This is a genomic window from Streptococcus sp. S784/96/1, from assembly GCF_902729355.1.
Lineage (GTDB): Bacteria > Bacillota > Bacilli > Lactobacillales > Streptococcaceae > Streptococcus > Streptococcus caledonicus.
This window is the reverse complement of sequence record NZ_CACVCC010000012.1, coordinates 38587-62411: the sequence shown is the minus strand read 5'-3', so window position 1 is coordinate 62411 and position 23825 is coordinate 38587. Positions and strand designations below refer to the sequence as shown.

The 23825-nt window shown below is 39.2% G+C and carries 21 protein-coding genes; 2 read left to right on the top strand and 19 right to left on the bottom strand.

The genetic code is table 11. The annotated features are described in order from the left end of the window. Positions 1-88: 88 nt before the first annotated feature. From GZ996_RS05865 to GZ996_RS05785, 17 genes are all read right to left on the bottom strand, one after another. Positions 89-691 (bottom strand): nitroreductase family protein, encoded by a 603-nt coding sequence (locus tag GZ996_RS05865; RefSeq protein WP_162011568.1) that lies wholly within the window; start codon positions 689-691, stop codon positions 89-91. 79 nt (positions 692-770) lie between these two features. Then, on the bottom strand, positions 771-1004 hold the full coding sequence (locus GZ996_RS05860) for a hypothetical protein (protein WP_156805280.1): 234 nt from the start codon (positions 1002-1004) through the stop codon (positions 771-773). Positions 1005-1019: 15 nt separating this feature from the next. Continuing rightward, the gene (gene uvrC / locus GZ996_RS05855; protein WP_162011567.1) at positions 1020-2807 is read right to left on the bottom strand and encodes an excinuclease ABC subunit UvrC; all 1788 of its coding nucleotides are present in this window, start codon (positions 2805-2807) and stop codon (positions 1020-1022) included. Positions 2808-2866: 59 nt separating this feature from the next. Then, positions 2867-3844: a hypothetical protein gene (locus GZ996_RS05850; RefSeq protein WP_161978464.1), complete on the bottom strand. Its 978-nt coding sequence runs from the start codon at positions 3842-3844 to the stop codon at positions 2867-2869. Between the two features lie 55 nt (positions 3845-3899). Next, positions 3900-4667, bottom strand: a complete 768-nt coding sequence (locus GZ996_RS05845) for an alpha/beta fold hydrolase (protein WP_161978465.1) — start codon at positions 4665-4667, stop codon at positions 3900-3902. Between the two features lie 45 nt (positions 4668-4712). Next, positions 4713-5738, bottom strand: a complete 1026-nt coding sequence (locus GZ996_RS05840; protein ID WP_162011566.1) for a YeiH family protein — start codon at positions 5736-5738, stop codon at positions 4713-4715. Positions 5739-5842: 104 nt separating this feature from the next. Further along, a complete protein-coding gene (locus GZ996_RS05835) occupies positions 5843-6550 on the bottom strand; it encodes a YjjG family noncanonical pyrimidine nucleotidase (RefSeq protein WP_162011565.1) in 708 nt (235 codons plus the stop codon). Between the two features lie 34 nt (positions 6551-6584). Continuing rightward, a complete protein-coding gene (locus tag GZ996_RS05830) occupies positions 6585-6923 on the bottom strand; it encodes a type II toxin-antitoxin system RelE/ParE family toxin (protein ID WP_156805286.1) in 339 nt (112 codons plus the stop codon). Then, positions 6916-7209: a type II toxin-antitoxin system RelB/ParD family antitoxin gene (gene relB, locus GZ996_RS05825; protein WP_156805287.1), complete on the bottom strand. Its 294-nt coding sequence runs from the start codon at positions 7207-7209 to the stop codon at positions 6916-6918. The genes GZ996_RS05830 and relB overlap by 8 nt, the downstream gene beginning before the upstream one ends. 394 nt (positions 7210-7603) lie before the next feature. Continuing rightward, a complete protein-coding gene (locus GZ996_RS05820) occupies positions 7604-8818 on the bottom strand; it encodes an MFS transporter (RefSeq protein WP_162011564.1) in 1215 nt (404 codons plus the stop codon). Positions 8819-8856: 38 nt separating this feature from the next. After that, entirely contained in the window at positions 8857-10146 is a 1290-nt protein-coding gene (locus GZ996_RS05815) for a hypothetical protein (protein WP_162011563.1), read from the bottom strand. Beyond that, positions 10139-10786, bottom strand: a complete 648-nt coding sequence (locus GZ996_RS05810; RefSeq protein ID WP_162011562.1) for a class III lanthionine synthetase LanKC N-terminal domain-containing protein — start codon at positions 10784-10786, stop codon at positions 10139-10141. The genes GZ996_RS05815 and GZ996_RS05810 overlap by 8 nt, the downstream gene beginning before the upstream one ends. Continuing rightward, positions 10779-10952 (bottom strand): hypothetical protein, encoded by a 174-nt coding sequence (locus tag GZ996_RS05805; RefSeq protein ID WP_162011561.1) that lies wholly within the window; start codon positions 10950-10952, stop codon positions 10779-10781. Before GZ996_RS05805 ends, GZ996_RS05810 begins: the two co-directional genes overlap by 8 nt. Before the next feature lie 285 nt (positions 10953-11237). Beyond that, complete coding sequence (locus GZ996_RS05800; RefSeq protein WP_162011560.1) at positions 11238-12098, bottom strand: helix-turn-helix domain-containing protein; 861 nt, start codon at positions 12096-12098, stop codon at positions 11238-11240. Between the two features lie 513 nt (positions 12099-12611). Beyond that, entirely contained in the window at positions 12612-17288 is a 4677-nt protein-coding gene (locus GZ996_RS05795; RefSeq protein ID WP_162011559.1) for an IdeS/Mac family cysteine endopeptidase, read from the bottom strand. Positions 17289-17569: 281 nt separating this feature from the next. Further along, complete coding sequence (locus GZ996_RS05790) at positions 17570-18898, bottom strand: NtaA/DmoA family FMN-dependent monooxygenase (RefSeq protein WP_162011558.1); 1329 nt, start codon at positions 18896-18898, stop codon at positions 17570-17572. 34 nt (positions 18899-18932) lie between these two features. Continuing rightward, positions 18933-19913: an NAD(P)H-dependent flavin oxidoreductase gene (locus GZ996_RS05785; protein ID WP_162011557.1), complete on the bottom strand. Its 981-nt coding sequence runs from the start codon at positions 19911-19913 to the stop codon at positions 18933-18935. A 124-nt stretch (positions 19914-20037) separates the two neighbouring features. On the opposite strand from GZ996_RS05785, the gene GZ996_RS05780 reads away from it, so the two are divergent. Further along, complete coding sequence (locus GZ996_RS05780) at positions 20038-20604, top strand: TetR/AcrR family transcriptional regulator (RefSeq protein ID WP_161978474.1); 567 nt, start codon at positions 20038-20040, stop codon at positions 20602-20604. A gap of 17 nt (positions 20605-20621) precedes the next feature. On the opposite strand, the gene GZ996_RS05775 is transcribed toward GZ996_RS05780, so the two are convergent. After that, a complete protein-coding gene (locus tag GZ996_RS05775) occupies positions 20622-21602 on the bottom strand; it encodes an alpha/beta hydrolase (protein WP_162011556.1) in 981 nt (326 codons plus the stop codon). Between the two features lie 148 nt (positions 21603-21750). Here GZ996_RS05775 and GZ996_RS05770 point away from each other — a divergent pair, with 148 nt between their 5' ends. Continuing rightward, positions 21751-22269 (top strand): TetR/AcrR family transcriptional regulator, encoded by a 519-nt coding sequence (locus GZ996_RS05770; protein ID WP_162011555.1) that lies wholly within the window; start codon positions 21751-21753, stop codon positions 22267-22269. A 164-nt stretch (positions 22270-22433) separates the two neighbouring features. Here the strand turns inward: GZ996_RS05770 and GZ996_RS05765 are convergent, their stop codons facing one another. After that, the gene (locus GZ996_RS05765) at positions 22434-23642 is read right to left on the bottom strand and encodes an ATP-binding protein (RefSeq protein ID WP_161980714.1); all 1209 of its coding nucleotides are present in this window, start codon (positions 23640-23642) and stop codon (positions 22434-22436) included. Positions 23643-23825: the final 183 nt, after the last annotated feature.

Genomic DNA, 23825 nt, shown 5'->3' with positions numbered 1-23825 from the left:
TTTAAAATCAATTGTCATTTTTTATTTCTCGTTTCTAATAAAAACTATCTACGTGTGGGGGGGCGCCGAACCCCACTGCAATAACTACTTACTTATACTCAATCACTTCATCAACTGGGAGGCGGTAGCTTGGCTCTGGCTTAAGATCAGTGTAACCAACAGTAATCAAGAGTTCTGGACGGAAACGACTGTCAATTTCCAAAACATCATTGACCTTGCTCTTATCAAAACCAAGAATGATGTTTGAGCCAATCTTTTGATCTGTCAAAGCTAGTACAAGATTCATCGCTACCAATCCAGCATTTAGTGCTAAATAATCTGACTTATGTTGCTCTGTAAACTGAGCAAAGCGTGGTGGCAAGGTTTCCATGTAGTAGCCAATTAAATCATCTGGCAAATTTTTCACACCGACCCGCGCAATTTTGCGTGAACGTTTTACTAAATCAGTATCTGTAAAGAGTGCAATGGTGTATTGAGAAGCTTCAACTTGGTCTTTGTTGGTACTATAAGCCAACTCAGCAAGCTCTGCTTTTTTCTCTTTCACAATGACAAACTTCCACGGCTGAATGTTATTGGCACTTGGCGCCAATGTCGCAATTTCAATAGCTGTGCGCACATCTTTGACATCAACAGGCTGATCATTAAATTGCTTGATTGCATGGCGCTTTTTATTTAATTCTAGGAATTTCATCTGACTTCCTCTTTCTCTTTATAATCACCCTTACATTCTATCATATTTTAAGATTTAGGGAAATGGCGGAACTACACTTTCAAGATTTATCTAGAAACACCATAGCTAGTAAGATAACCAAAGCCACCGAGACAATCATGTAAATCCACCACCCCAAGCGATTTTTCAGATTGATGGTTATCCCAACACCGATACTCCGCTGAACAAACAGAGGATCTGACCAGCTGGTTTTCGACAAGGGATTTAGGAATAAATTTGAAATAACTAAGACCAATAAAAGGACCAAAACAATTAACATAAGGTATGTATTCATCTCAAAGTCTCCTCATTAATTCGTCTCTTCTGTCGTATTCAATTTCTCCAAAACAGATTCCGCCACTTTTTCTGGAAGACCAATTGCTCTAAGATCTTCAATTGTCGCTTTCTGAATGGCTGTGATTGATTTAAAGTGTTTGAGCAGTGCCTGTTTGCGCTTAGGACCCAAACCTTCTATGCCATCTAATTTTGAAGAGAAACTATTCTTACTTCTCACTTGTCTGTGGAAGGTAATAGCAAAGCGGTGAACCTCGTCTTGAATACGATGTAGCAGGAAAAATTCCTGAGAATTTCTTGGAAGGTCAATCGCTTCTAAAGGTTCTCCAAAGAGCAATTCATGCGTTTGGTGCTTGTCATTTTTTTGAAGACCTGCAACAGGAATGACCACATTGAGCTCATTTTTCAGAACATCTTTAGCAATATTGACCTGTCCCTGACCACCATCAATGATAATCAAATCTGGTGGTACCAATCCCTCTCGCTTCACACGGCCATATCGTCTGCGAATAACTTCTCTCATGCTGGCGTAATCATCTGGTCCTTCAACCGTTTGAATCTTATATTTACGGTATTCCTTTTTATTAGGCTTTCCATTTTCAAAAACAACCATGGCAGAAACTGGGCTGGTTCCCATAATGTTGGAGTTATCAAAGGCTTCAATACGGTGTGGGGTTGCAATGCCAAGCAGACTTCCAAGATTTTCAATAGCTCCCTGTGTTTTAACCAAATCTTTTTCCAGTAAACTAAATTTTTGTTCAAGGCTGACGCGGGCATTTTTTGTCGCTAGATTAACCAGTTGTTTTTTCTCACCCTTTTGAGGTTTTGTGACTTTAGCCGTTACCAAGGCTTCAACAGATTCTTGGTCAATATTAGCTGGAATAAAAATCTCACGAGGCATCAAATGACTACTGTCACTGTAAAACTGCCCCAGATAGGTCAAAAAATCCTCTTCCGGTTCGTTATAGTATGGAAACAGATTGACATCTCGCTGAATAAGCTTTCCTTGACGAACAAAGAAAACTTGTACACACATCCATCCCTTATCGACATAGTAACCGAAAATATCCCTATCCTGCATGTCTTGATTCATAACGCGCTGCTTGGTACGCAGGGTTCCAACTGCTTCTATCAAATCACGGTACTCAGCAGCACGTTCAAATTCCATCTGCTCTGCCATTGCCATCATCTTAGCTTTCAAGTCATTGACAATTTTATCATCATGACCATTTAAGAAGTTTTTAACATCATCTACCAGACCATCCCAGTAGGACTTATCGGTTTTGCAGATGGTATGAGCATTACATTGGCCGATATGATAATAAAAGCAGACTTTATTAGCAGGATTTTTACACTTTTTAAAAGGAAAAATTCGGTCAAGGAGCTTTTTAATCTCATTGGCTGCGCCACTATCAGGATATGGACCAAAATAGAGCCCATCATTTTTCTTGACCTGACGGGTAATTAGCAACCTTGGGTAAAGTTCCTTAGTAATTTTAATAAAAGGGTAAGATTTATCATCTTTGAGTTTGATGTTGTACTTAGGAAGATTTTCTTGAATGAGGTTAATTTCCAAAAGCAGAGCTTCAATATTAGACTCGGTAACAATAAATTCAAAATCTTCGATTTCTGATACCAAAAGCTCTGTCTTGGTATCGTGGCTGCCACGGAAATAGCTACGCACACGATTTTTCAGATTCTTTGCCTTACCCACATAGATAATCACCCCATTTTTATCCTTGTGGAGATAACACCCCGGGCTATCAGGAAGTAATTCTAATTTATGCTTTATCGTATTATTCATAGTCATATTATAACAAAAAAACGAGGAATAACCTCGTTTTTAAGCAGTAAATGAATGTGTTACTTTTGGTCGTAACCTAAAGAAATATTAGGATATGTTTGTTCAATCAGAGCAAATAAAGGTTGGAGTTCATCATCTGTTGATTTACCAATATTTTTAAAGAAAACCTTTTGCACTTTCTTCTGATTAACCAAAGTTACCATCAATTGTGAATGGCGTGAGGTCGTAATCAAACCGTAAGCTTTAGTTGAAATGATATGATGATAAAGAGAGGTCACCTGTGTTAGGTCAATGGCGTAGAATTTCACTTTATAAGAAATCAAGTGTGTCTTATAAACCAAGAGCCCTAGACGTTCATCATGGTAAGTAGCTTCCCTAATGATATTGTCCAAGTTGCCATGCAAGTCTGGATAAGCAAGATAAAGCGCCTCATAGTTGCGTTTGTTTTGGCGCACGGTCAATACACCACCTACTAAGCAGGCAATACCAATAAGTCCAGTTACAGCAATGAGGGCATAAGACATCCAGCGTGTACTACTTACTTCACGTAAGGAAGCGTAATAAGTTCGGCTAACACGTCCTTCTAAATCTGTTCCAGCAAATGTCTCCTGAATAAAACTTTCGTAGCCTTCAATACCATTTTCTTGACTAGAGCTTGTCACGAGTTCTACTTCAATGCGTTCTGGTTTTTCAACCAGCTCATCACCTTTAGCAATCAGCTTCTCTAGAACTGGGTCTTTCGCATCTGATTCAAGTCCGATATAACCAAATGTCCCATCCGTATTGTCATATTCTACCAAGTAGAGGTTGCTATTATAGCCTTCAATTGTCGTTAGAGGTTCTGGTATAATCGCTGTCACTACTAGCGCCTTATTACCATTTGATAAGTTACTACTTTGGACTATCTCCCCTTTTCGATAAAGATTATCGACACCTGTCGTTGCCATAAAAGCAACTGTTGAAAGGATTGCAATCCCAAGAAACAAAATCCCTGGAACAATAGATCTCATTATCCCTTTAAAACGCTTTTCAACCATTTATTTTCTCCTTTTTATGGGGTTTTGTTTCATTGTATCACAAAAGAATAAGGGTTTAAAGAGTTTTGGAAAAGTTGTTTGACACGACATCTTTAATCGTTACTGCTATTTGATTAGGTTTTTCAAGATAGAGTTGATGGGTGGTGTTTGAAAGAATTTTACTAGTGACATGGTTATTTGCAATTTTACTTAATTGTGTTTGCTTGAAGTCTAAGAATTCAGCGGGGCTGTCTGAGAGTATCATCAGTGTTGGGACTGAAAAATATGGTTTTGAAATCACAAACTGGCAGTCACGTCTGATTTTTAGGAGATTAAGAATAATTTCTGAATTAAGATTTAACTGGTACTGATTTTCTTTTTTGACATAGGCATAGCGTACTGCTTTTTCCAAGTCCTCACCCCAATAGTCAGCACTTTTCTCTTCTTCGCGCAGTTTTTCTCCCAAATCCGCAAAGGTCTCAGAAGCAAAATAAATCTTAGTGTCCGCCAACTCTTGCTCTAAGGAATACCCAAAAACGTCAAAATCCATAAAGCCACCATCAAGTAAAATGAGATGCGAGACATGAGAAGACTGTTTCGCTAAATAAGCTGCAAAATCCGCTCCTAGAGAAAATCCCATCAAAATAAAAGGAGTCTTTGGAGTCTGCTTGTCAAACCACGCAGTCAAATCTTCTAAGGTTTCTGTAGGGCAATTAAAATTATTAGGATGTCCAGGCAAGGCTAAATAGATCAACTCAAAACCTTGTTCAATCAAAGCCTCCTCCAAACGGGTAACATAATGACGGTTACTACCTAATCCGTCTAAAAAATAAATAGGGGTCATGTATTTCCTCCGAAATTAACGTCATTCTTTTTATGTATTCTTTATTCACCAAATTCCTAATAAGGCTTGCATGTACAAACTGGTAAAGGTTATGATAGTCCAGCAAGTGGCACCAACACCGATAGCTTGACCACCTGTTTTGACTAATGTGACGATGCCTGTATTTAAGCCAATAGCTCCCATGGCCATGACGATAAAGAATTTTGATAAGATTTTAAATTGGTCAAAGAATTCTACTGTCATTCCCAGACTACTAACTAGGGTTGTTAACAGCGAAGCAAATAGGAAATAAAGGAGAAACATCGGAAAAGCTCGCTTAAAGCTAAAAGTTGACTGAGCAGCTCCGCCATTTTTCAAAAACTGATAACTCCGATAAAAGGACAAGCCTAGTGTAATCGGAATAATGGCTAAGGTACGGGTTAATTTGACAATGGTTGCGCCATCTAGGGCGTTGCTACCGTGAATGGCGTCCCAAGCTGTCGCTGTCGCTGTTACAGAAGAGGTATCATTGACTGCCGTTCCCGCAAATAGGGCAAAACCTTCATTAGAGAGGCCAAACACCTCTCCCAACGTTGGAAAAGTAAGCGCAGCTAAGATATTGAACAGGAAGATGACGGAGATTGCCTTAGCAACTTCTTCATCTTTGGCTTCAATAACTGGCGCTGTCGCGGCAATAGCAGAGCCTCCGCAGATAGAAGACCCCACACCGACTAGAGTTGTGGTATTCACATCCAGTTTGAGCCACTTCTGCAAGATATAGGCAGTCAGTAGTGCAGTTACAATAGTGCTGATGATAATCGGTAACGACGTTAATCCAACAGCCCAGACTTGGGAAAGGTTCAAACCAAAGCCTAAGAGTACCACCGCTGTCTGTAACAGGTATTTTGATGTGAAAGTGATTCCTAAACGGGTTTTTTCACGATTTTGATGGAAACGTCCTGCTAACATACCAAGAAAAATCGCAAAAACAGGTGCCCCAACTAAAGGAAGCCACTTCCCAAGCAACCAAGCTGTTATAGCAAGTCCGATACAAAGTAACAAGCCAGGTAATTTTTTCTGTAGTCCAAACATATATTCTCCTTATCTTGTGACCATTATAGACTTTTTTAAAGGCGTTGTAAAACGACAAAAGAATGGAACTAATCCACTCTTTTTGATTGATGTGCCATTGGTGACTAGTGTGTTTTCGCTTCAGCAGCTTGTAAAATGTCCACGATTTGGTCATAAGTCTCAACAATATAGGTTGGAATGACTGTACTATCGTTGACTAACCGAAGTGGATTAAACCAAATCGTATCAATCCCAGCATTGCTACCGCCTTGAATATCTGCTGAAAGACTATCTCCAATCATGACGGCTTTTGATACTTCAAACCCGTCCACCTGCTCTGCTATGGTTTCAAAAAACGCTTTGTCAGGTTTATGATGGCCAACTTCATCAGAAATGAAAATCTTCTCAAAGTACGTGGCAAGTCCTGAGTGTGCTAAGCGACCTTTTTGGATAAAGGTCACCCCATTGGTTGCTCCAAAAAGGCGGTAGCCCTGCTGACATAAGATCTCCAAAAACTCTGGAACCCCATCAAACACCTGTCCCTGCTGACTGAGGTGGTGCTGGTAACGTTCTGCCATGTAAGCACCGTCCACCTCTTGATCGAAGTGGGCAAATAACTTAGCAAAGCGCGTGCGGATGAGTTCGGGCTTACTGATTTCCCCAGCAGCCAAATCCTCCCACATGGCCTTATTCATAGGCACATAGTAATCTTTATAAGCTTGAATGTCAGTCACTCCAGCTGCGACTAATAATGCTTCTAAAGCCACATCCTCAGCCGCATCAAAATCAAGAAGCGTGTGATCAAGGTCGAATAGTAGAAATTTGTAATACAATTTAGGGAGTTTCCTTTCTAGGGTAATACGACAGTCACTTATTAAATAACTTAGCCCAATTTTGCTTAGAACTTAGAATTCTAGCAACGTAGACATTATAGTTCTCAATATAGTAAAAGGCCAAGTAATGCTCAATTGGCATGTAACGATAGCGTTTACCATCATTTGTCAGTTCACCATAGCCTCGTCTAGAAACCAACGGACAGGCTTCTGGAAAAGATTCCAAGGTTTCAAGAGCTGTTAGAACAAGGTCAAGTTTCCCATCAGCCGATTGTTGACTATAAAAATTGAGTAGAATATAGTCGTGAACTTCTCGTAAATCTTTCTTTGCTTGATCTGTAAGAGAAACATGATAACGTTTATGATTAGTCAAGACCAAATTCCTTTCTCACATCCGCTAAAGCAGTCAGCTTACCTTGCTCGATTTCTTGATGACCAATCAGAATCTCCTTTTTCAAATCCTCAAAAGCAACTTGATACTGCGTCTCCTGAGAATCGCTGGTGACGAACTCTTTTGGATCAACTGCTCCAGTCGCAATTTTACGAAGGGCTGCATTGAGCACATCAGACATGGTCACGTTCTCATCCGCCAATATTTGTTTTGTTTGTTGGTAAAAAGCAGAATCTGCTCTGAAATTTACTGGTTGAGTGCTTGCCATAATAATCATCACCTCTTTGTAAAGATATTTCGTAAATACATTTTAACACACACTGTGCTACAAAACAATCAAAACTGACTATGCTATAGTACTAAAGTTCATCACATTACTAAAACATCAAACGATTTGAAACAATCCAAACGATTACCTATTTCAATCAAAATTGCTAATCTGTCATTATGCTAAGAACTACTTCCTCTAGATATTTATCTTTCAACCATATACGAAAAGCCCTTGAAACCAAGCACTTTCAAGAGTTTTAACTGCTTGGATGCATCGCTTACTTCAACTGATTTCAAAAAAGAGAAGACCAATTTGGTCCTCTCGAGATGTTAGCTGACATCTACCCACTACAGTTGACAATGAGCCGAAATTTCTAAAAATTTCTGTACTCTCAGTCCTGCGCTAGCTTTTTCTTCACAGAAAGTAATAATACACTCACTGCAGCTATTAACGTGTAAAGAATCCACGTAGCTGTTTCATTCCAGACCAGTAGCCCTGATAGGAGGAAGCCTCCAACAGGAATGGCTAATTGAGTAATGGTGGATATAAGCCCCATAACCTGACCAAAGTAATCTTCGGGTATCGCGATTAGCAATTCACTGGTTAGTTTAGGACTTGATTTGGCAAAAATATAGCCGGTCATAAACAAGAGAACCAGCAAAAAATAGCCTTGGTAATTCAAGAGACAGAGAAAACCAAAGAGAGCTACCAAAAGACCATTGCAGATGAGCAAGAAAGGATGGGTTTGCCGGCTAAACCAGTCATTTGGCGTCAAATCACCAGCAACGAGACCTGCTGTTGAGACGAGGTTGAGGGCTATCAAAATCTGCTCATAGCTTAAAATCCCTATGGGATGAGAGAGAAAGTACATGTTAAACATGACATTTTCAGCTCCAGCAAGGGTAAATTGTAAGGTCAAAGCTAAAAGAAGCCGCTTAACTGAAATACCACTGCCTACAGTTTCAAAAGCGCCTTGCAAAACTTTCCAAGCCCCTTTTAGAGACTGTTTCTTAGACTTTTCTGGCTCCTCTTGACTGTTCTGTGCTTCTTTTTCAACTAAGCTATCGTAGTCTTTGAAGATACCGATGAGTAACACTGTTGATAAGAAAAAGGTCAGAGCATTAAGAAAAGCAACCAAGCCATAGTTGTTATGACTAATCGTCAGTAGCCAAACTCCTAGGAATTGCCCTCCGATATTTGAAAGGATTCTAACAAAATGATTGAAAGAAAAGGCTTCGCGTAATTCCTCTTCTCCTAGAAATCGCTTAAAAAGTGGCAGACGTAAATTACTGCTGTAGAGGGCAAGCATATCGCTGATAACATTAATAAGACAGATAAGAGAAAAGGTGACAAAGGTAGCGTTTTGTGTCAACCATGCCACTCCGATAAAAAGCAGAGCTTGGACATAACCTGAAATCAAAAGAGCTCTTGACTTGTTTTTAGTCTTGTCCGATTGAAACCCTACAAAAATCTGGAAATAAATAGGCAACATCATGATGTTGTTAGCGATGAAAAGCATGGTTTTGGAATGGTAGACCTCCGCCACATAGATGACAAAAACCAGATTATAAATGGCACTACCAAGATTGTTTAAAAAGTTAGACATAACCATTCTTCGGAAGAAATGATTTTTTAAGACAAGTTTCATACGCTAGTTTTCTTTCTAAGTCTTTGATACTGATAGATAAAGTCAGCGACTTCCAATTGATCATGAGTTAAATAGATGGAGCAAATCGTCAGTTGCTTCTTGGCAAATTCCAGATACTTAGGATTAGCAGACCATTCATAAACATCTAGTAGTGCATCTATACAGCCAAGCATACCATCTAAAAATCTTGGTCCTTGGGCAAAGTCAAAGCAAAGTGCATCAGCCATCGCCAAGATTTCTTTATCAAATCTCTCACAGTCAATAGTCATCAAAACTTTTATGGCGCCAGCACTGCCATTTATCAGATAGGGTGAGCAGTAACCTGGCTTAAATTGTAAAGATTTTCCTCTATCTACTTCTCTGAGAGCAGCTAGCAATTTTGAAATAGCATACTCGCAGATCTCTTCACTAAAATAGTGTTTTTTTAATTGAAATAATAAACCTGCAATGCCGTCTAATCCAATATGTTTTTCTTTATCCAACAAACAATAAAGCATTTGCTTATTCTGAGCATTGGCTTGATATAAACTGAATTGTGGACACAAGTGCTCAATCAAATCAGATAAACCTTTGAAATGAACAATGTTTTCTTCTTGGATATCCTCCAGAGTTATTGAGTTATCATGGCTTTTTACTTGGACTTGTCTCAATAATTTTTGAGCAACTTTAATATCTGCATCTGGCCTTAGAAGATATAAAATAACATCTCCAATAGTTGATTCTATTCCAAAATAATAGGCAACCTCTTCCAAGATAGAAATATTACTTTCCCAATCTTTGGAAGTATGTAATTTACCAGCAAGATATAAAATCATATTAGCAACTTTATGGCAATCGGCAACTTTTCCATCTAATTTATTCCAAGACGGTAAAGCAATTTCTGATTGAATAGGAATATAAGATTCCCCATAGGGATAAATCATTTCTAAATCAATTAAGAAGGGTTCCCCTTTTTCGTCAAACCGAAAATTATCTGGATGGATATCATGAATCACATCATTTTTATCATGAAAATAAGACACCAAGTCAAAGATTTTTTCAATGATGTTTAAAAAGATTTTAAATTTTAGGACGTTATCACTCCTATCACTTGCTTCCATACCAAATAGGGAATATCGAGTAGAATGCTCATATAATTTATCGCCACCAATATAGTGGTAAATATAATAATCATTTATCCACTCAGACATCTTTTCTATCGGTTGCGGAATAAAACGCTCGAAGTGATGTGATCGTTGAAATTCCCTATTTCTTAGTTCCGCTTTGGTGATTTCTTTATTAAACATAATATGAGGTACAGCTTCTTTGACGATAATTTTTTGCGAGTCTGATAGAAGCTCTCCTTGATAGACATTGCCACCGTTCTGTTTTTTTCAAAACTTCTGTGACTTTCAAGCGCTTGGCGAGATGACTGGATGTTTTTATAAGTGGTTCTTGTATATCTTCTACGTCAATAGGCAAATCAAAATAAGATTTTTGGTAATCTTGCCAAATACTTCCGTCACCCCCTTTGATGGTCATTAATCCCTCTTCAGGATAATCTAAGGATTCTTTAAAAGTTCCATATCGGTAAAAAATCAGTTTTGAGTCTTTATAAGGGCGATCACTTAAAATGTAAATCCCATCCTCATCTCTTGGAAGATAGTCATAGAGTTCTTCTAACAAGGCTATGCACTCTACTCTAGTTTTTGGGTACAAGGTAAAGAGTTTTCCTGATTCTGCTGTGGTTTCTTCTGTAGAAAAATTAGTTAAAACATTTTTTGCCTCTTTTATGTATTTGTAAGTAATGTTCCTAGTGGACAAAAATTCTAGCATTAAAGCAGTTATGTTTTGATAATTACCCCATGTTGCGGAGATGTGAATTTTAAAACCAAAAATTGGCAGTTTATCAGTCGATCTGACATGAGTAAAAAATGTCTTATCCATGCCATTTTTCCTTTAAGTGAGACATTTTTTCTCTTAATTTTTTGAATTTCGCTTCCATTTCTTGGAGTTTTTCTTCATCAATCACTTCAAATAATTCCAAATCATCTCTACTGGAATCAAAATTTTCAACAGTTTTACCGTTAATCACACACGATTTAGTTTGCATCTTACTTAACCCTCCAATGTCCTAAAAGATATGGGACAGATATTATGCTATCCGTCCCACTCTCATAAATAATTACTGCTAGAAAACTATTCTAACAGTCAGCTAATTAACAAGAAATTGTAACAACATCACATTTTCTTGTTTCACACATTTTCTTGTTTCAATACTAGAAGTTGTATCAACAGATTTCTTGTTGAGTTCTTCGATAAAATCAGTCATGAGTCTTTCCTCCTTATTTTGATAGTTTAATGATAACAAAAAAGTCCTTTTCAGAACTTTTTTTGACTATTTGCAATTTTGAAGAATCTTGTCAATCTCCCTGCGATAATATTGAGCAAAATCGCTAGCGTCAAGCTTAATGAGTGTCTCAATCAAGTCATCAATCTCCTGCTTAGCTTCTGTGCCACCTTGACAATATTCCAAAGTGGCTTGTGCTAATTTAAGGACAATACGCAGATACAATTCTCTATCATCGTCAAAATACTGGTTAATCTGCTTTTCAAAATATTGAGCATCTGAAAATCGTCTTCTTTCAATGCTAATAAATAGGGCAGTCAAAAAAATAGAATGCATGAGTAAACGATTATTGTAATGCTTATCTAAAAAATCCATGCGGTGCAAGAGTTCACGGCAGTAGGTTACCATTAAATCAGATGGGAAAAGGTTGATACTTCTGACAAAAATGTAAAGCTCGTACTGTCCCCAGATACCGTTTTTGAACAGATAATCTTCCACCTCTTTTAACTCTGCCCTCGGCATTTTCTTTCCAAAATCTTCATCCAAAATCGTTGAAATTACCAACTGATTCAAGCGATGGTATTGCTTTTTGCCATCTTTAGTGATAGCCTGCGCTTCTTCCTCCTGAAGTCGGAGAAGAGCATCCATGTCCTTATTATCTCTGTATCTGTTAACTTGCATTTGAAAACGTTGAAAATCAGACATATGAAATCCTCGCAACAGGTGCAAAAATTCCTCGGGATCCAGATAAATATTGTCCAAGGCTTGAAAGAGTTTTTCAGCTGAAATATCCGTCTGCCCATTTTCAAAACGTGATAACATCGAAGTTGAAAATTGATTACCCGTCGCTTCTTTCAACGTAATTCCTCGTTCCTTTCGAAACATGGAAAAAAGTTCTCCAATATGCATGCTCTACTCCTCCATATTGCAAATATTCAATAATGCAAAAATTATTATAACAAAAAAGTACAGAAATTTATAAAAACTTCGAATAGTAGAAATTTATAATACAATTTAAGAATTTTCCTTTCTAGGTGATGAATCATTTAGCGGTTCTGTTCGTTACATTATACCACAATGAAAAAACAACATTAAGATAAGCCATATTTCTCTTTCAGATTATTTCTGTCTCCTTATGTTCCACCACGTCTAGTGTAAACTTCTCCTGTATCTTTACGTCTTGTCTTATAGGATAATTTCTGTCCTCAGGGTAGTCACGTGATGAATATAGAGAGACCTTCATCAATACTATTATTTTCATTTTCCCTAACTACGTTCTTTCTGTCACTTCCCAAACCTACACCAACAATTGACTTAGCTCTATCAACGAATCTAGGTAGCCCTGCTCCCACTGTTCTTTTTACCATATAGTTGGTGCATTTTATGAAACTGAATTTCTAGAATACATTTCATCAGTGATGTCTATCTATTCCTTTTATTGCCTCTTCTCAGATAAACCATGGTAAAGAGTAAAATACCTACCAAGATAGTTGGTATAATAAACCCAGCCGTTGACCCTTGCCCATTTCTAGTTTTCTTTTGGGAAAGTTTTTCGACTCTCTGAGAAACTCCTTGGGTAGATTTGGGTGTTTTCTCAGGTAATTTTTCTATCTGCTCGGTCTTCTTATCTGTCCCTTCCAGATTTTTATCACTTGTCTTGAGTGTCACCTCTTTTGGCTTATCCTCGGCCAAAGCTTGGGGAACAGCCGATTGCTGGCTTGTTATTACTGGCGCCACCAATAAAACTTGAGGCTCTTTTTGCTCACTTTCTGCTGTCAGTCGACTTTCAACATTAGACAGACTCTTCGCGTTAATTGAGCTTTCTAAGCGATCTATTACTCTATCGCCCTGGCGAGTAAGATTCTCATTTTGAACTTCTTGCAATCCATTATCTATTTCAGCTAGTTTCATGGGAGTATGCTTACGATTGACCTTCACTTTGGAGGCTACAGTTTGGTTTCTCTGTGCTTTCTCCTCTTTGGCTTTGCGGTCAGCTTCAGCCTGCTTCGCAATTTCTTCTTGCTTGCGTTTGGCTTCTTCTTGACGAGTTTTTTCTTCAGCAAGTGCACGGTCGCGTTGGGCTTGATCTTCCTGGGCTTTGCGCTTAGCTTCGGCTTGACGTTGGGCTTCCACTTGTTTCGCCTTTTCTTCTTGCTCACGCTTCACTTGTTCTTGACGCGCTTTTTCTTCAGCAAGTGCACGATCGCGTTGGACTTGCTCTTCTTGCGCTTGGCGCTCAGCTTCGGTTTGTTGAGCCTTTTCTTCTTGCTCACGCTTCGCTTGTTCTTCAGCAAGTGCACGCTCACGTTTTGCTTGTTCTTCTTGCGCTTTGCGGTCAACTTCAGCCTGACGTTGAGCTTCAGCTTGGCGCTCAGCCTCGGCTTTGCGTTCAGCTTCTGCTTTGCGTTCTGCTTCAGCTTGGCGTTGGGCTTCCACTTGTTTCGCCTTTTCTTCTTGCTCACGCTTCGCTTGTTCTTCAGCAAGTACACGGTCGCGTCTAGCTTGTTCTTCCTGAGCTTTACGTTCAGCTTCGCGTTTAGCTTGTTCTTCCTGAGCTTTACGTTCAGCTTCGCGTTTAGCTTGCTCTTCCTGAGCTTTACGTTCAGCCTCGCGTTTGGCTTGTTCCTCTTGGGCTTTACGCTCAGCTTCAGCTTTGCGTTCTGCTTCGGCACGAAGGATATCCATTTCTGAAAATTCCGGTTTAGCTGGTGCTTCTTCTGGCGCTACTAATTTTCCTGTTTTAATCTCTTCATTTTTGAAGTACTTTTTCCAGTCTTCCGTACCTTGAGATAAGGTGTTGATGAATCCAATATAAGAACCGAAACCTTCTTGCTTATGGCTAGTTAATCTGAGCTTACCTCCATGTTCCTCAACTCGATAGCGCCGGAGTCCTACCTGGCTCTTTTGGTCTCCTGGCACAGGCTCGCCACCATCATCCGAGTCTGAAACATAGATAGCTATAACTTTTCCAGATTCATCGAAATCTGCTCCCCATGCGGTTACGATATGGCCGGTAGCGTCAGGGTTATGATAATAAGCAACACCTATGGCTTTTCCTTGCTCTAAAGCTGTTTTGATGCTCTCGCTAAATTGACTATGACTATGGATGCTTTCGTAATGTGTCAGCGGTTTTCCTCCAAAAACCTTTCTGAAGAAATTGATTTGACTTGTTAATTTCTCCTTCTCTACAGGGGGGTTCTGCATGTAGGAACTTTGATTATAGCCATACCCATTTATGTATAGGTCCAATATTTTATTTGTCCATACAGAACTGTGAGGAAAGGCTTGTTTTACAATGTCAAAGAATCGACTTTGGTCACTATATCCTTTCTCACCTGTGTAGACCTGGCGAGCTTCCCGAAAATCAAACTTGGTATTTTGAACAGTATATGTGCCGTTGTCTTTATTTTCATTCAAATAGCGATCAATGTAATCTTTATTTCGGTCAACCCACCAGTGTAACATATTCGTTGCAACGGCACCGGCACAAAGGTCGCCATCATCATGACCGTTCTTATTGATGTCATACCATCCTTGTCCAGCGGACTGCTTAGTGACAAAGTATTCTACGTCCTTGTCCGTTTCTGTGATCTTAACAAACTCGTGGTCTTCAACATTGACACCCTGTACCCATTTTGTTTCTGTCACTTTTTCGGCAGCTTTTGCTTTAGCTAACTCATTGTTTTGCTTTTGCGCTTCTACTGTCTGTTGTTCAGACTCAGTGTGGCGTTTTTTGCGTGTTCTCTCTGTTTGCTTTGATTTATCTTCTTGAGCAAGATTTTTTTGTTCACGTTTCGCTTGTTGTTCTTCCGCTTTGCGTTGTATTTCCTGAGCTTTGGCTTGTTGTTTGGCTAGTGCTTCTTCTGTTTCAGCCACGCTGTTGGTTAAGTTTACTATCGTGATCTCAGAAGCTAAATAATTGGCATTTGCCTTAGTGCGAATCTCATATTCCCCGTTGACTAAGCCAGTGATATAGTTGCCCTGACAATCAAACCACTGGTTCGTGTTTTTTCGACGGTATTCCATAGATCTGTTAACACCGATTATTTTACCATCTTTTGAGCTTGCTTTAACATTGCTATTTTTTTGAACAATCAAGCGTTGTACAGGAGAGGCGTAGGTGTTTTTAGTTTCTGCAACTCGGACATCAATATCCGCCAATCCAATGTTATTTAATATAACGGAATTGCTGCCTATTTTTTCCCATGCCCCATAGTTCAAGCGATATTCCATGCTAGAGTCAACATGTATTAACATCCCTTCGTTCTCACCCGTTGCTTTAAATGATGCAGATGGGATTGACGCCCTGTTTACTTGAATTGCCACTTTGGATGGAGCTTGTTTTCTGTGATAGCCACGTTTATTAACAGAGATTTCAACATCTCCTCCGACTACAGTTCTAGGCGTATCTAATTTAAGCCTGTAGACTTTTCCGTCATTATCTACTTTTGTAACCTCAGAGAGTCTGGCACCAGTCACAGTAAAGTTAGACTTACTTAACTCAACAGATGTATTTAAAGTAACTAAAACGCTGGACATCTTTTCTGTATTATCAGGGGCCGTAGCTTTTAGACTATCAATTTTGAGTTCTGGTTCGCTCTTTCTATCATTCCAGCGAGGATATAGCTTTACATTAAAACGATAAAATATATAATCGCCATATGAAGTCTTTTGTGTTTCGAACCGAGAGTGAGTCAGGATATTTGCCAGCCTACTATGAATATTAGCCTCTGGTTCACTAGATGGGACCAACAGTTCTAAAACAGCAGATGTTTCCTTGAATGCAATTTTATGATATTGCCGCTCTAAAACTTCGGATACTTCTTCAATATTTTTGGCTAAAACCCCTTGTTTAACAACCTTGCCATCTTTGTCCTTGAGTACCCCTTCGTGTTCAAAACCATAAAATCGATAGTTTTCCCCCATATTGTCTTCGTGTGCTTTGTGATATTTGCGTTTTACAACTGTTGTGGGATTAAAGTCTTTATCACTGATAAGAAAATACTCGTAGCGATGGTAGTTTAGGTGCGTATGCCCCAAATCATCCCAAGTAGCGTCCACATGATACCATTTACCATCAAGTTCAATCATATTCCACAAATGATTCTGACTACCAACGATTCCACCTTGCTTGGTGTGACATGGGATTCCCATTTTATCCATGAGTAGTTTGAAGGCTTTTGCGTAACCAGCACAAACGGTTTTGTTTTCAACCAAGGCAGAATAAGCACTTTGATCTTTGCCTGGTCGGTCAACATATTGGACGTTATCAACTAGCCAATCATGAGCGGCTTTGGCCTTTTCAACATCTGATAAATTTTCGAATGCTTTGACGATTTCGTCTGCTTTTTTATTAGCCTCCTCATCTTGGCGAATAGCTTCCATCTCCATAGTTCCTGGCAATTTGACTAAGGCACGATACAGATGTTTATTGTGTTCAGCCCAAAGTTCTACTGCCTGTGACTTTTCATGTGTATTAAGTGAAGTGACTGTCCCATCCTTATCAAGACGAAGAAGCTCCTTTTTATCCTCCCCTATAATAGTCTCCTCAGAATTGTAGACCTCTGTTTGTGGATAATCAGTTCGAACATACCAATTGATTTCCTTAACTTCTTCGTTAGTTGTAATATTTGTCAATTTCAACTGTACTTTCTCGTCTTTTTTGACTAGTACTTCAGCCTGAGACAACTGATATCTTTCATCTTCGTAATAGTTCGGAGCAGGAGTTTCTAAAATAGCTTTTTTAACTTCTTCAGGAGATGTGCCAGTTACTTTAGGAGTTTCTTCAGCTGTCATCACACTATCAGCTACAAGAGGCTCATTAGAAACTTTTTCGTCTACTACCACTGGGTTCGTTTGGGGTGTTTCAATAAGCTGATCAATCTCTTCACTAGCCACTGTTTGGCCAAGGCCATCTTGATCTACTGTCGCATTTGAATGTGAGATAAGAGCGACTGTTTCAGGAGCGTTTTCTGCCGCCTGAACAGTCTGCATATTTCCAGCTAAAAAGAAAAAACCAATCAAAACTGATCCAACACAGGCACTCGTTTTTCTAATGGCATAGCGTCTCTGAGGGTCAGCTTTTTGATAAAAATTCATTGAATACTCCTAATCTACTTTCTATATCTTTGAGAATCAAAATTCCTTAATTATTATACCTCTTTTTAGTAAGTCCCAAGCCATCTATATCTATTTTTTATCTATTTTTTCTCCTCATCAAAAAAAACGATGAATTCAAACTAACCAACCTTTTCGCTTTCTGCCCTATCTTGTTTTTAGAGCAATGAAATTTCCTTAAATGACTCTGGTATTAATTTGTTCTTAGAAAATACTTTTTCCAAAAAACAGAGACACCTCTTAAGGCATCTCTGTGCATATCATTATACTTCTTCCCTCACCCCATACTGATAAGGAATTCCAAGGTTTTCACGGAGGGTCTCCCCTTCATAATCTGTATGAAAAATACCACGCTCTTGAAGGATCGGAACAACTTCCTCAACAAAACGTTTTAAATCTGATTCATAAACGTCTGGCATGACCCAGAAACCATCAGCTGCGCCGCTTTCAAACCATTCTGTCAAGTGATCTGCAATGTCCTCTGGTGTACCGACTGCGGCTGGGTGATAGTCAATGACTGAATGATAGACCACTTCTCGTAAGGTCCAACCTTCACGCGCTACTCGAATGATGTTTTCTGTCCGTGGGTCACTATATGGAGTAATCGTTACGCTGTCAAGAATTTCAGCAGCAATAGTTTTTTCAATATCCGCCATGGTAAATTGAACACCCAAAGCATAACCGATATGAGCTACCCGTTGATAAAAAGTATCTTCATCAATAAACCTTGCATGGCGCTCTAGGGCATCCTTTTTACTATCTCCAATGAGAGGCATGACACCAGCGATAAAGGCAACAGACCCTGGCTGACGACCATTTTTAACAGCTGCTTGACTAAGTGCTTGGCGCATGTCTTGTCCCTGCTCAATGGTCCAGACTTCACCGACATAGACATCTGCATGCTGACCAGCAAAGGCAACGCTATTACTTGAACCTCCTGAGTGGAAAATTGGCGGCTGACCTTGTTTTGATGGTGGAATTGGCAGAGTTCCTGACGTTTCAACATACTGACCTTTTACAGTAACAGACTTGACTTTCTCATAATCCGCAAAAATCTGGTTGTCATGATCAAGTTTAAGCGCCTCTTCTTCCCAAGTTGCCCATAAGGCTTGGACTGCTTGCGTAAATTCTGCCGCCTTGCCATAACGGTCAAAACTAGATGGGAGGTGCACGCCGTAAGCATTAGCACTGACTCCATTAGCACCAGTTACGGCATTCCAAGCCACACGGCCTTTACTAATCGCATCTAGCGTCTTGAATTGGCGAGCAACTTCGTAGGGATTGTTCCAAGACGTCGCTCTAGTAATCCCTAAACCAATATGCTTTGTCTGGCTAGCAATGACTGTCGCAATCAATAAAGGATCCAAGCCCATGGTCTGCATATCAGCATCTGCTACTGCTTTTGTTCCTGGAAAATCACCAAAGAACATGAATTGGAATTTTCCTTTTTCAGCTAGTTGTGCCGCTTTGACATCCACTGAAATATCTGGATACTCAGAAAGCCTAACTTCTGGAGCCAACCAAGATTTAAAATTTAAACCAGCGGCTCCAAACATGGCAAGACCGAGTTTCATTTGTTTCTTTTCTGTCATGATAGTTTCCTCATTTTCATCTATATTAAAGAGTTTAGATTAAATCTTCAATACCTGACATGAGTTTGTCCATGATTACTGAGACAGGCTCAATCTTGTCAATCATTGAAATGCCAAGACCAAATGAGGCAAAGCCCTTGCTGAGGTCTCCAAAAAGCATGCCGTTTCTCATACCATTAAATCCAGATTGAGCCTTATGAATTTCCTCAAGACTCGCGCCTTCATTACTAAGTTGCAATAATTTATTTGGCAACTCGCCGGGCAAAGAGCGGTAATAAACAGGTACTGCCCTGTAAAATAAAAGGTCTGAAGCATTTGCTTTAGTAGCCTCTTGCTTGATATTTTCTGCCAAAATTGACTCTTGACTCATCAAAAAAGCTGTACCAATAAAAAGACCTTCTGCACCGAGGGCGAAAGCTGCACGGGCAGTTCGTTCATCTGCGATACCACCAGCTGCCATTACAGGGACACGTCCCTTAGCTGCATCGACAATCATAGGGACAATAGAAAACGTTCCTATGATTTTTTCAGGGACAGAACCTCCTTCATCAAATCCAGTCGCGACAATAACATCTGCACCACCTTGGATAGCTTCTTCAGTATTTTCAACAGTTGGGGTATCTGCTCGAAAGACAACCTTTATTCCTTTGGCATGAAATTTCGCAGTCCATTCAGCTGAAAATTTCCCTACCATTATTGCCACTTGAACACCTTCTTCAACCATTAAATCCAACATTGGTTGCGTAAAACGGTCTGTTTGAGGATGACCAGGTGCTACGTTGATCCCCAGAGGTTTATCCGTAATCTCACGGGCAATGCGGATTTCACGACGCATATTTTCAATGGTATCTTCCACGGTTGTCGCTGCCTCTTTTTGCCCGGCACTAATCCCCAATACACCCAAACCACCAGCAGCGCTAACAGCACCTGCAAAATGCCCATCTGTTAACCACGCCATAGGTCCTTGGATAATTGGTTTCTCGATACCTAAGATTTCTGTTACACGATTTGCCATCTTTTTCTCGCTTTCTTTGTTTCACTATGTTATAGTATTTATATTACAAGTGTCACATAAAATCGTCAATTGACACTTAGCAAACCTTTGTCACTTATGTGACACATCAGGAAGGAATGTCATATTGAAACAGGATTTACGTTTTGAAAAAACCGAAAAAGCCCTCCAAGAGGCTTTTCTCAATTTACTACAAACCAAGGAACTGTCCAAAATATCGGTCAAAGAGCTCTGCGAACTGGCTCAGGTATCTCGTAATGCCTTTTACCAACACTACGAGACCAAGGAACACCTTTACGACAATATTCTCAATGAGCTTCTCCTTTCTATAGAAGATGCTTGCCGTCCCTTGGTTAAGGATGTGGCAACTATTACTGAAGTAGAAGGTCGGCTCTTTTTAGATAAAATCCTTTTAGCTGTTGACCAAAACCGCTTTGTCATCAATCAATTATTGACTAGTCAACCAGCTGTGTTCACTGCTGCTTTTCATGATATGCTAGTTTCAGCAAATATCCAATCTAGTCATTCTATTGGCACCACACCTAATATTGCTTATATCCACATTTTTTCCGGTGGGATTGTCGCCTTTGTCAAATACTGGCTGTTAGAGACTAAGTTAACCCTGGAAGAGGCTCAAGATAAGCTTTTTTCCATCGTTGGACAGATGAGGGTGGTGACTAATTCATTTGGTTAATTTTATTTCTAAAGTGCCTATTGATTGGTAAATACTGATAAATGGTCAATCACTTCTTGACTCTCCGACCACTCTGGATGTAGCGTTGCAAAAACATGCACCAGTTTGTTATGCTGGTCCTTTTCATAATTTTTCAATTGATAAGGAACATGATTTTCCTTTAACCGTTTTTCTAATTTTAAGGTATCTAATTGGATTAAATCCTCTTCACTTGTAATGAGATAAACGGGTGGTAGCTCTGCTTTTTCAATAATACTCGAAGGATTGAGAAGATAGGCAAGTGATGGACGTTTTTTATCTTCGTCAGTCACAATGTAGTCATTGATAAGCGACATGATATCTTGTCGCTGATTATCTAACATGATGGATATCAATCCAAGCCCCTTGATTGTCAATCTAGTCTGTGGCATATTAAAGGTTTCTTGCAATTCAGGACTACTATTAATAGCTGTTGACATCAGGCTCAGCAAAGCACCAGCTGAATCCCCCACAACATAAACCTGATCTAAGTTAAGATTCAAGCTATCTTGATGTGTCACCAGATAACGATAAGCTGTCATAATGTCATCAATCTGATGCCAAAACGTCGATTCAGGAATCAAGCGATAGCTGATATTCACTACTGTATGGCCTCTTTTGACAAATTCCAAATTGAACTTAAGATTCGTTTCTTTATAGGAAGCAAATAGTCCTCCTCCATGAATATTGATAATAAGAGGTTTCGTCGTAACCTCTTTTTTAGGACGATAAATATCTAGCAAATGCCCTTGATTTCCTGTTTGACGATAAGGAATATCCCTTTCTACATTGACATGAGAAAAATCAATCTTATTTTGTTCCAATTCTACCAAAGTTTGTCGTTCACTACTTTCAAAAACCCATTTAAAAGCCTGTAATTTTAAAGTAGGTGTAAACCAAATCACCATGACTGATAGACTGATAAGGAGAAGAATACTCACAATCCCTTTCCAAATCCATGTGAACCACCGTTTTTTCATAACTTATTTCCTCTCATCTTTCTTGATTAAAAACATTAACCGTGTTACAGTTGTAACAGCACATTCTATTTTAACAAATCATTTTCTCAACTGTTAATAATAACCTCTTAGCTGTAACATTTTGATATCATCTGTAACAGGAGGCACGATGAACCATACCAATTTATCTAACAAAGAAGCCAATCAACTCACTCGTGAGTGTATCGAGACAGCTCTGCTATTGCTTCTTGAACATAAATCATTTGAATCTATTAGCATTACGGAATTAACACAAAAAGCAGGCGTTTCAAGACCTGCTTTCTATCGAAATTATGACTCTAAAGAAGCTATTTTGCAACATATCGCTATCCCCATTTTAGAAGAAATTGTTGCGCTTTTCCAAGTGCCTAATTGCCATCACAATCCTAAACACTATTTACAATTTTTCGATATCATTAAAACGCATCAAACAAAGCTGAGGATTTACTTATCTCACATTGATAAAATCCCATTTTCCTTCTTTAATGAAAATGATGAGACTGTCTCTATCGAAGACTATTACTATTACCGAACAGGGACCATGATCTACTTTTCTATGGCAAAAGATTGGCTTGAAAAAGGCTGTCATCCTGATAGTGCGACCATGAGTCGTATATTGCATGGAATGATTAGGCGATTATTTCCCTAGAAACATCAATTTTCTACCCCAACCACCTTTCTCATTCACATCTTCTCAGGTGCTATTGTCGCCTTTGTCAAATACTGGCTGCTAGAAAGTGATTTGTCACTTACTGAGGTACAAGATAAGCTTTTTATCATCGTTGTCCCACTCACTCGCATTTTATTCTCTTATTACTCCAACAACCAGTCCACCAAATTTTGCTTAATGATGCCTTCGTAATTGGCAGTTGGTTGGATGCTGTCTAGCGTTAAAAGGTATTTTGGAAATTGATCCTTGATTGCTTTCAGAGGACGGAGTTCTCTGTCTAAGGTTTTAGGATCAAGGGTGGTTTGACTGACCTGGTAGTACTCATAGGCACCTTGGTCTGTGACAACCACAAAGTCCACCTCGTACTTTCCGATATTGCCGACGTAAACTTTGGAGTAGCGACGACGCAATTCTAGGTAAACTAGATTTTCAATCATGTGCCCTAGATCTTGCGGATGATCTGGTAAAAGGAGCTGACGGAACCCTAAATCAACCGTATAGTACTTTTCTAGTCGTTGCAAGAGTTTTCTTCCTTTTACATCAAATCGAGGGACCGCATAAAATAACAAACTGTCTATCAGTGTATTGAGGTAGCTTTCCAAAGAATGATGGGAAATCGCAACATGTTGACTGACTAGTGTATTGCGTAGCTTATTTGTCGATACTTGACTGCCAATGCTGCTTAAGAGTGTACGAATAATACGCTCCAGCATATCTGGATTAGCGACACCGACTCTGGCTACCACATCATTGAGGACAATTGAGTGATAGATCCCTTGCAAATACTCAATTCGTTCTTGATAAGATTGCGTCTGAAGCAAATACGGAAAACCACTAAACAGATAGTCATTAAAATATTCTAATCTGGTCTTAGTTTCTGCACCATGCTCCTGCCCTGCTAGAAACTCTTTGAAAGATAAGGGTAAAACCTCAATCTGAACATAGCGCCCAGTCAAATTAGTCGCCAATTGACTACTCATAAAGTAGGCATTGGAACCTGTCAAATACAGGTCAACATTTTCTTTGATGAAAAGACTGTCCGCTACAAGCTCAAACTTGTCGACATGCTGAACCTCATCCAAAAAAATATAGTGTTTATCATTAGAGGTTAGACGTTCTTCGAGATAGGTATTCAAAGCACGAAAATCCCGTAAGTCATAAAATGACAAATCTTCAAAGTTAATAGTTATAATCCGGCTTTCTTCAACACCAGAAGCCAATAATTCCTCACGGAAAAGTTGGAACAAAACAGATTTGCCTGCACGACGAACACCACTAATGACTTTTATTAATGGTTTATCTTTGTGGCGTCTCAAAAATTCTAAATAATATGGTCTCGAAATGATTTTCATAGCAATTACCTCATCTTTATTATATCACAAAACCGCCATTTATTTGCACGTTTTTAGAAATAACCATCAAGATAACCATTTATTTGCACAATTTTAAAAATAATCACAAAAGTCGGTAGCTATTTTCAAAAAAATGCAAATAGTAAAACCCCTCAACTACTCTGTAGTAGCTAAGGGGATAAG

Excerpts from the sequence above, each read along its gene's own strand:
- GZ996_RS05865 (WP_162011568.1), bottom strand. The coding sequence starts at position 691 with ATGAAATTCCTAGAATTAAATAAAAAGCGCCATGCAATCAAGCAATTT.
- uvrC (WP_162011567.1), bottom strand. The coding sequence starts at position 2,807 with ATGAATAATACGATAAAGCATAAATTAGAATTACTTCCTGATAGCCCG.
- GZ996_RS05815 (WP_162011563.1), bottom strand. The coding sequence starts at position 10,146 with ATGTTTAATAAAGAAATCACCAAAGCGGAACTAAGAAATAGGGAATTT.
- GZ996_RS05795 (WP_162011559.1), bottom strand. The coding sequence starts at position 17,288 with ATGAATTTTTATCAAAAAGCTGACCCTCAGAGACGCTATGCCATTAGA.
- GZ996_RS05805 (WP_162011561.1), bottom strand. The coding sequence starts at position 10,952 with ATGCAAACTAAATCGTGTGTGATTAACGGTAAAACTGTTGAAAATTTT.
- GZ996_RS05840 (WP_162011566.1), bottom strand. The coding sequence starts at position 5,738 with ATGTTTGGACTACAGAAAAAATTACCTGGCTTGTTACTTTGTATCGGA.
- GZ996_RS05770 (WP_162011555.1), top strand. The coding sequence starts at position 21,751 with ATGAACCATACCAATTTATCTAACAAAGAAGCCAATCAACTCACTCGT.
- GZ996_RS05790 (WP_162011558.1), bottom strand. The coding sequence starts at position 18,898 with ATGACAGAAAAGAAACAAATGAAACTCGGTCTTGCCATGTTTGGAGCC.
- GZ996_RS05810 (WP_162011562.1), bottom strand. The coding sequence starts at position 10,786 with ATGGATAAGACATTTTTTACTCATGTCAGATCGACTGATAAACTGCCA.
- relB (WP_156805287.1), bottom strand. The coding sequence starts at position 7,209 with ATGGCAAGCACTCAACCAGTAAATTTCAGAGCAGATTCTGCTTTTTAC.
- GZ996_RS05850 (WP_161978464.1), bottom strand. The coding sequence starts at position 3,844 with ATGGTTGAAAAGCGTTTTAAAGGGATAATGAGATCTATTGTTCCAGGG.
- GZ996_RS05860 (WP_156805280.1), bottom strand. The coding sequence starts at position 1,004 with ATGAATACATACCTTATGTTAATTGTTTTGGTCCTTTTATTGGTCTTA.
- GZ996_RS05775 (WP_162011556.1), bottom strand. The coding sequence starts at position 21,602 with ATGAAAAAACGGTGGTTCACATGGATTTGGAAAGGGATTGTGAGTATT.
- GZ996_RS05845 (WP_161978465.1), bottom strand. The coding sequence starts at position 4,667 with ATGACCCCTATTTATTTTTTAGACGGATTAGGTAGTAACCGTCATTAT.
- GZ996_RS05765 (WP_161980714.1), bottom strand. The coding sequence starts at position 23,642 with ATGAAAATCATTTCGAGACCATATTATTTAGAATTTTTGAGACGCCAC.
- GZ996_RS05800 (WP_162011560.1), bottom strand. The coding sequence starts at position 12,098 with ATGCATATTGGAGAACTTTTTTCCATGTTTCGAAAGGAACGAGGAATT.
- GZ996_RS05785 (WP_162011557.1), bottom strand. The coding sequence starts at position 19,913 with ATGGCAAATCGTGTAACAGAAATCTTAGGTATCGAGAAACCAATTATC.
- GZ996_RS05820 (WP_162011564.1), bottom strand. The coding sequence starts at position 8,818 with ATGTCTAACTTTTTAAACAATCTTGGTAGTGCCATTTATAATCTGGTT.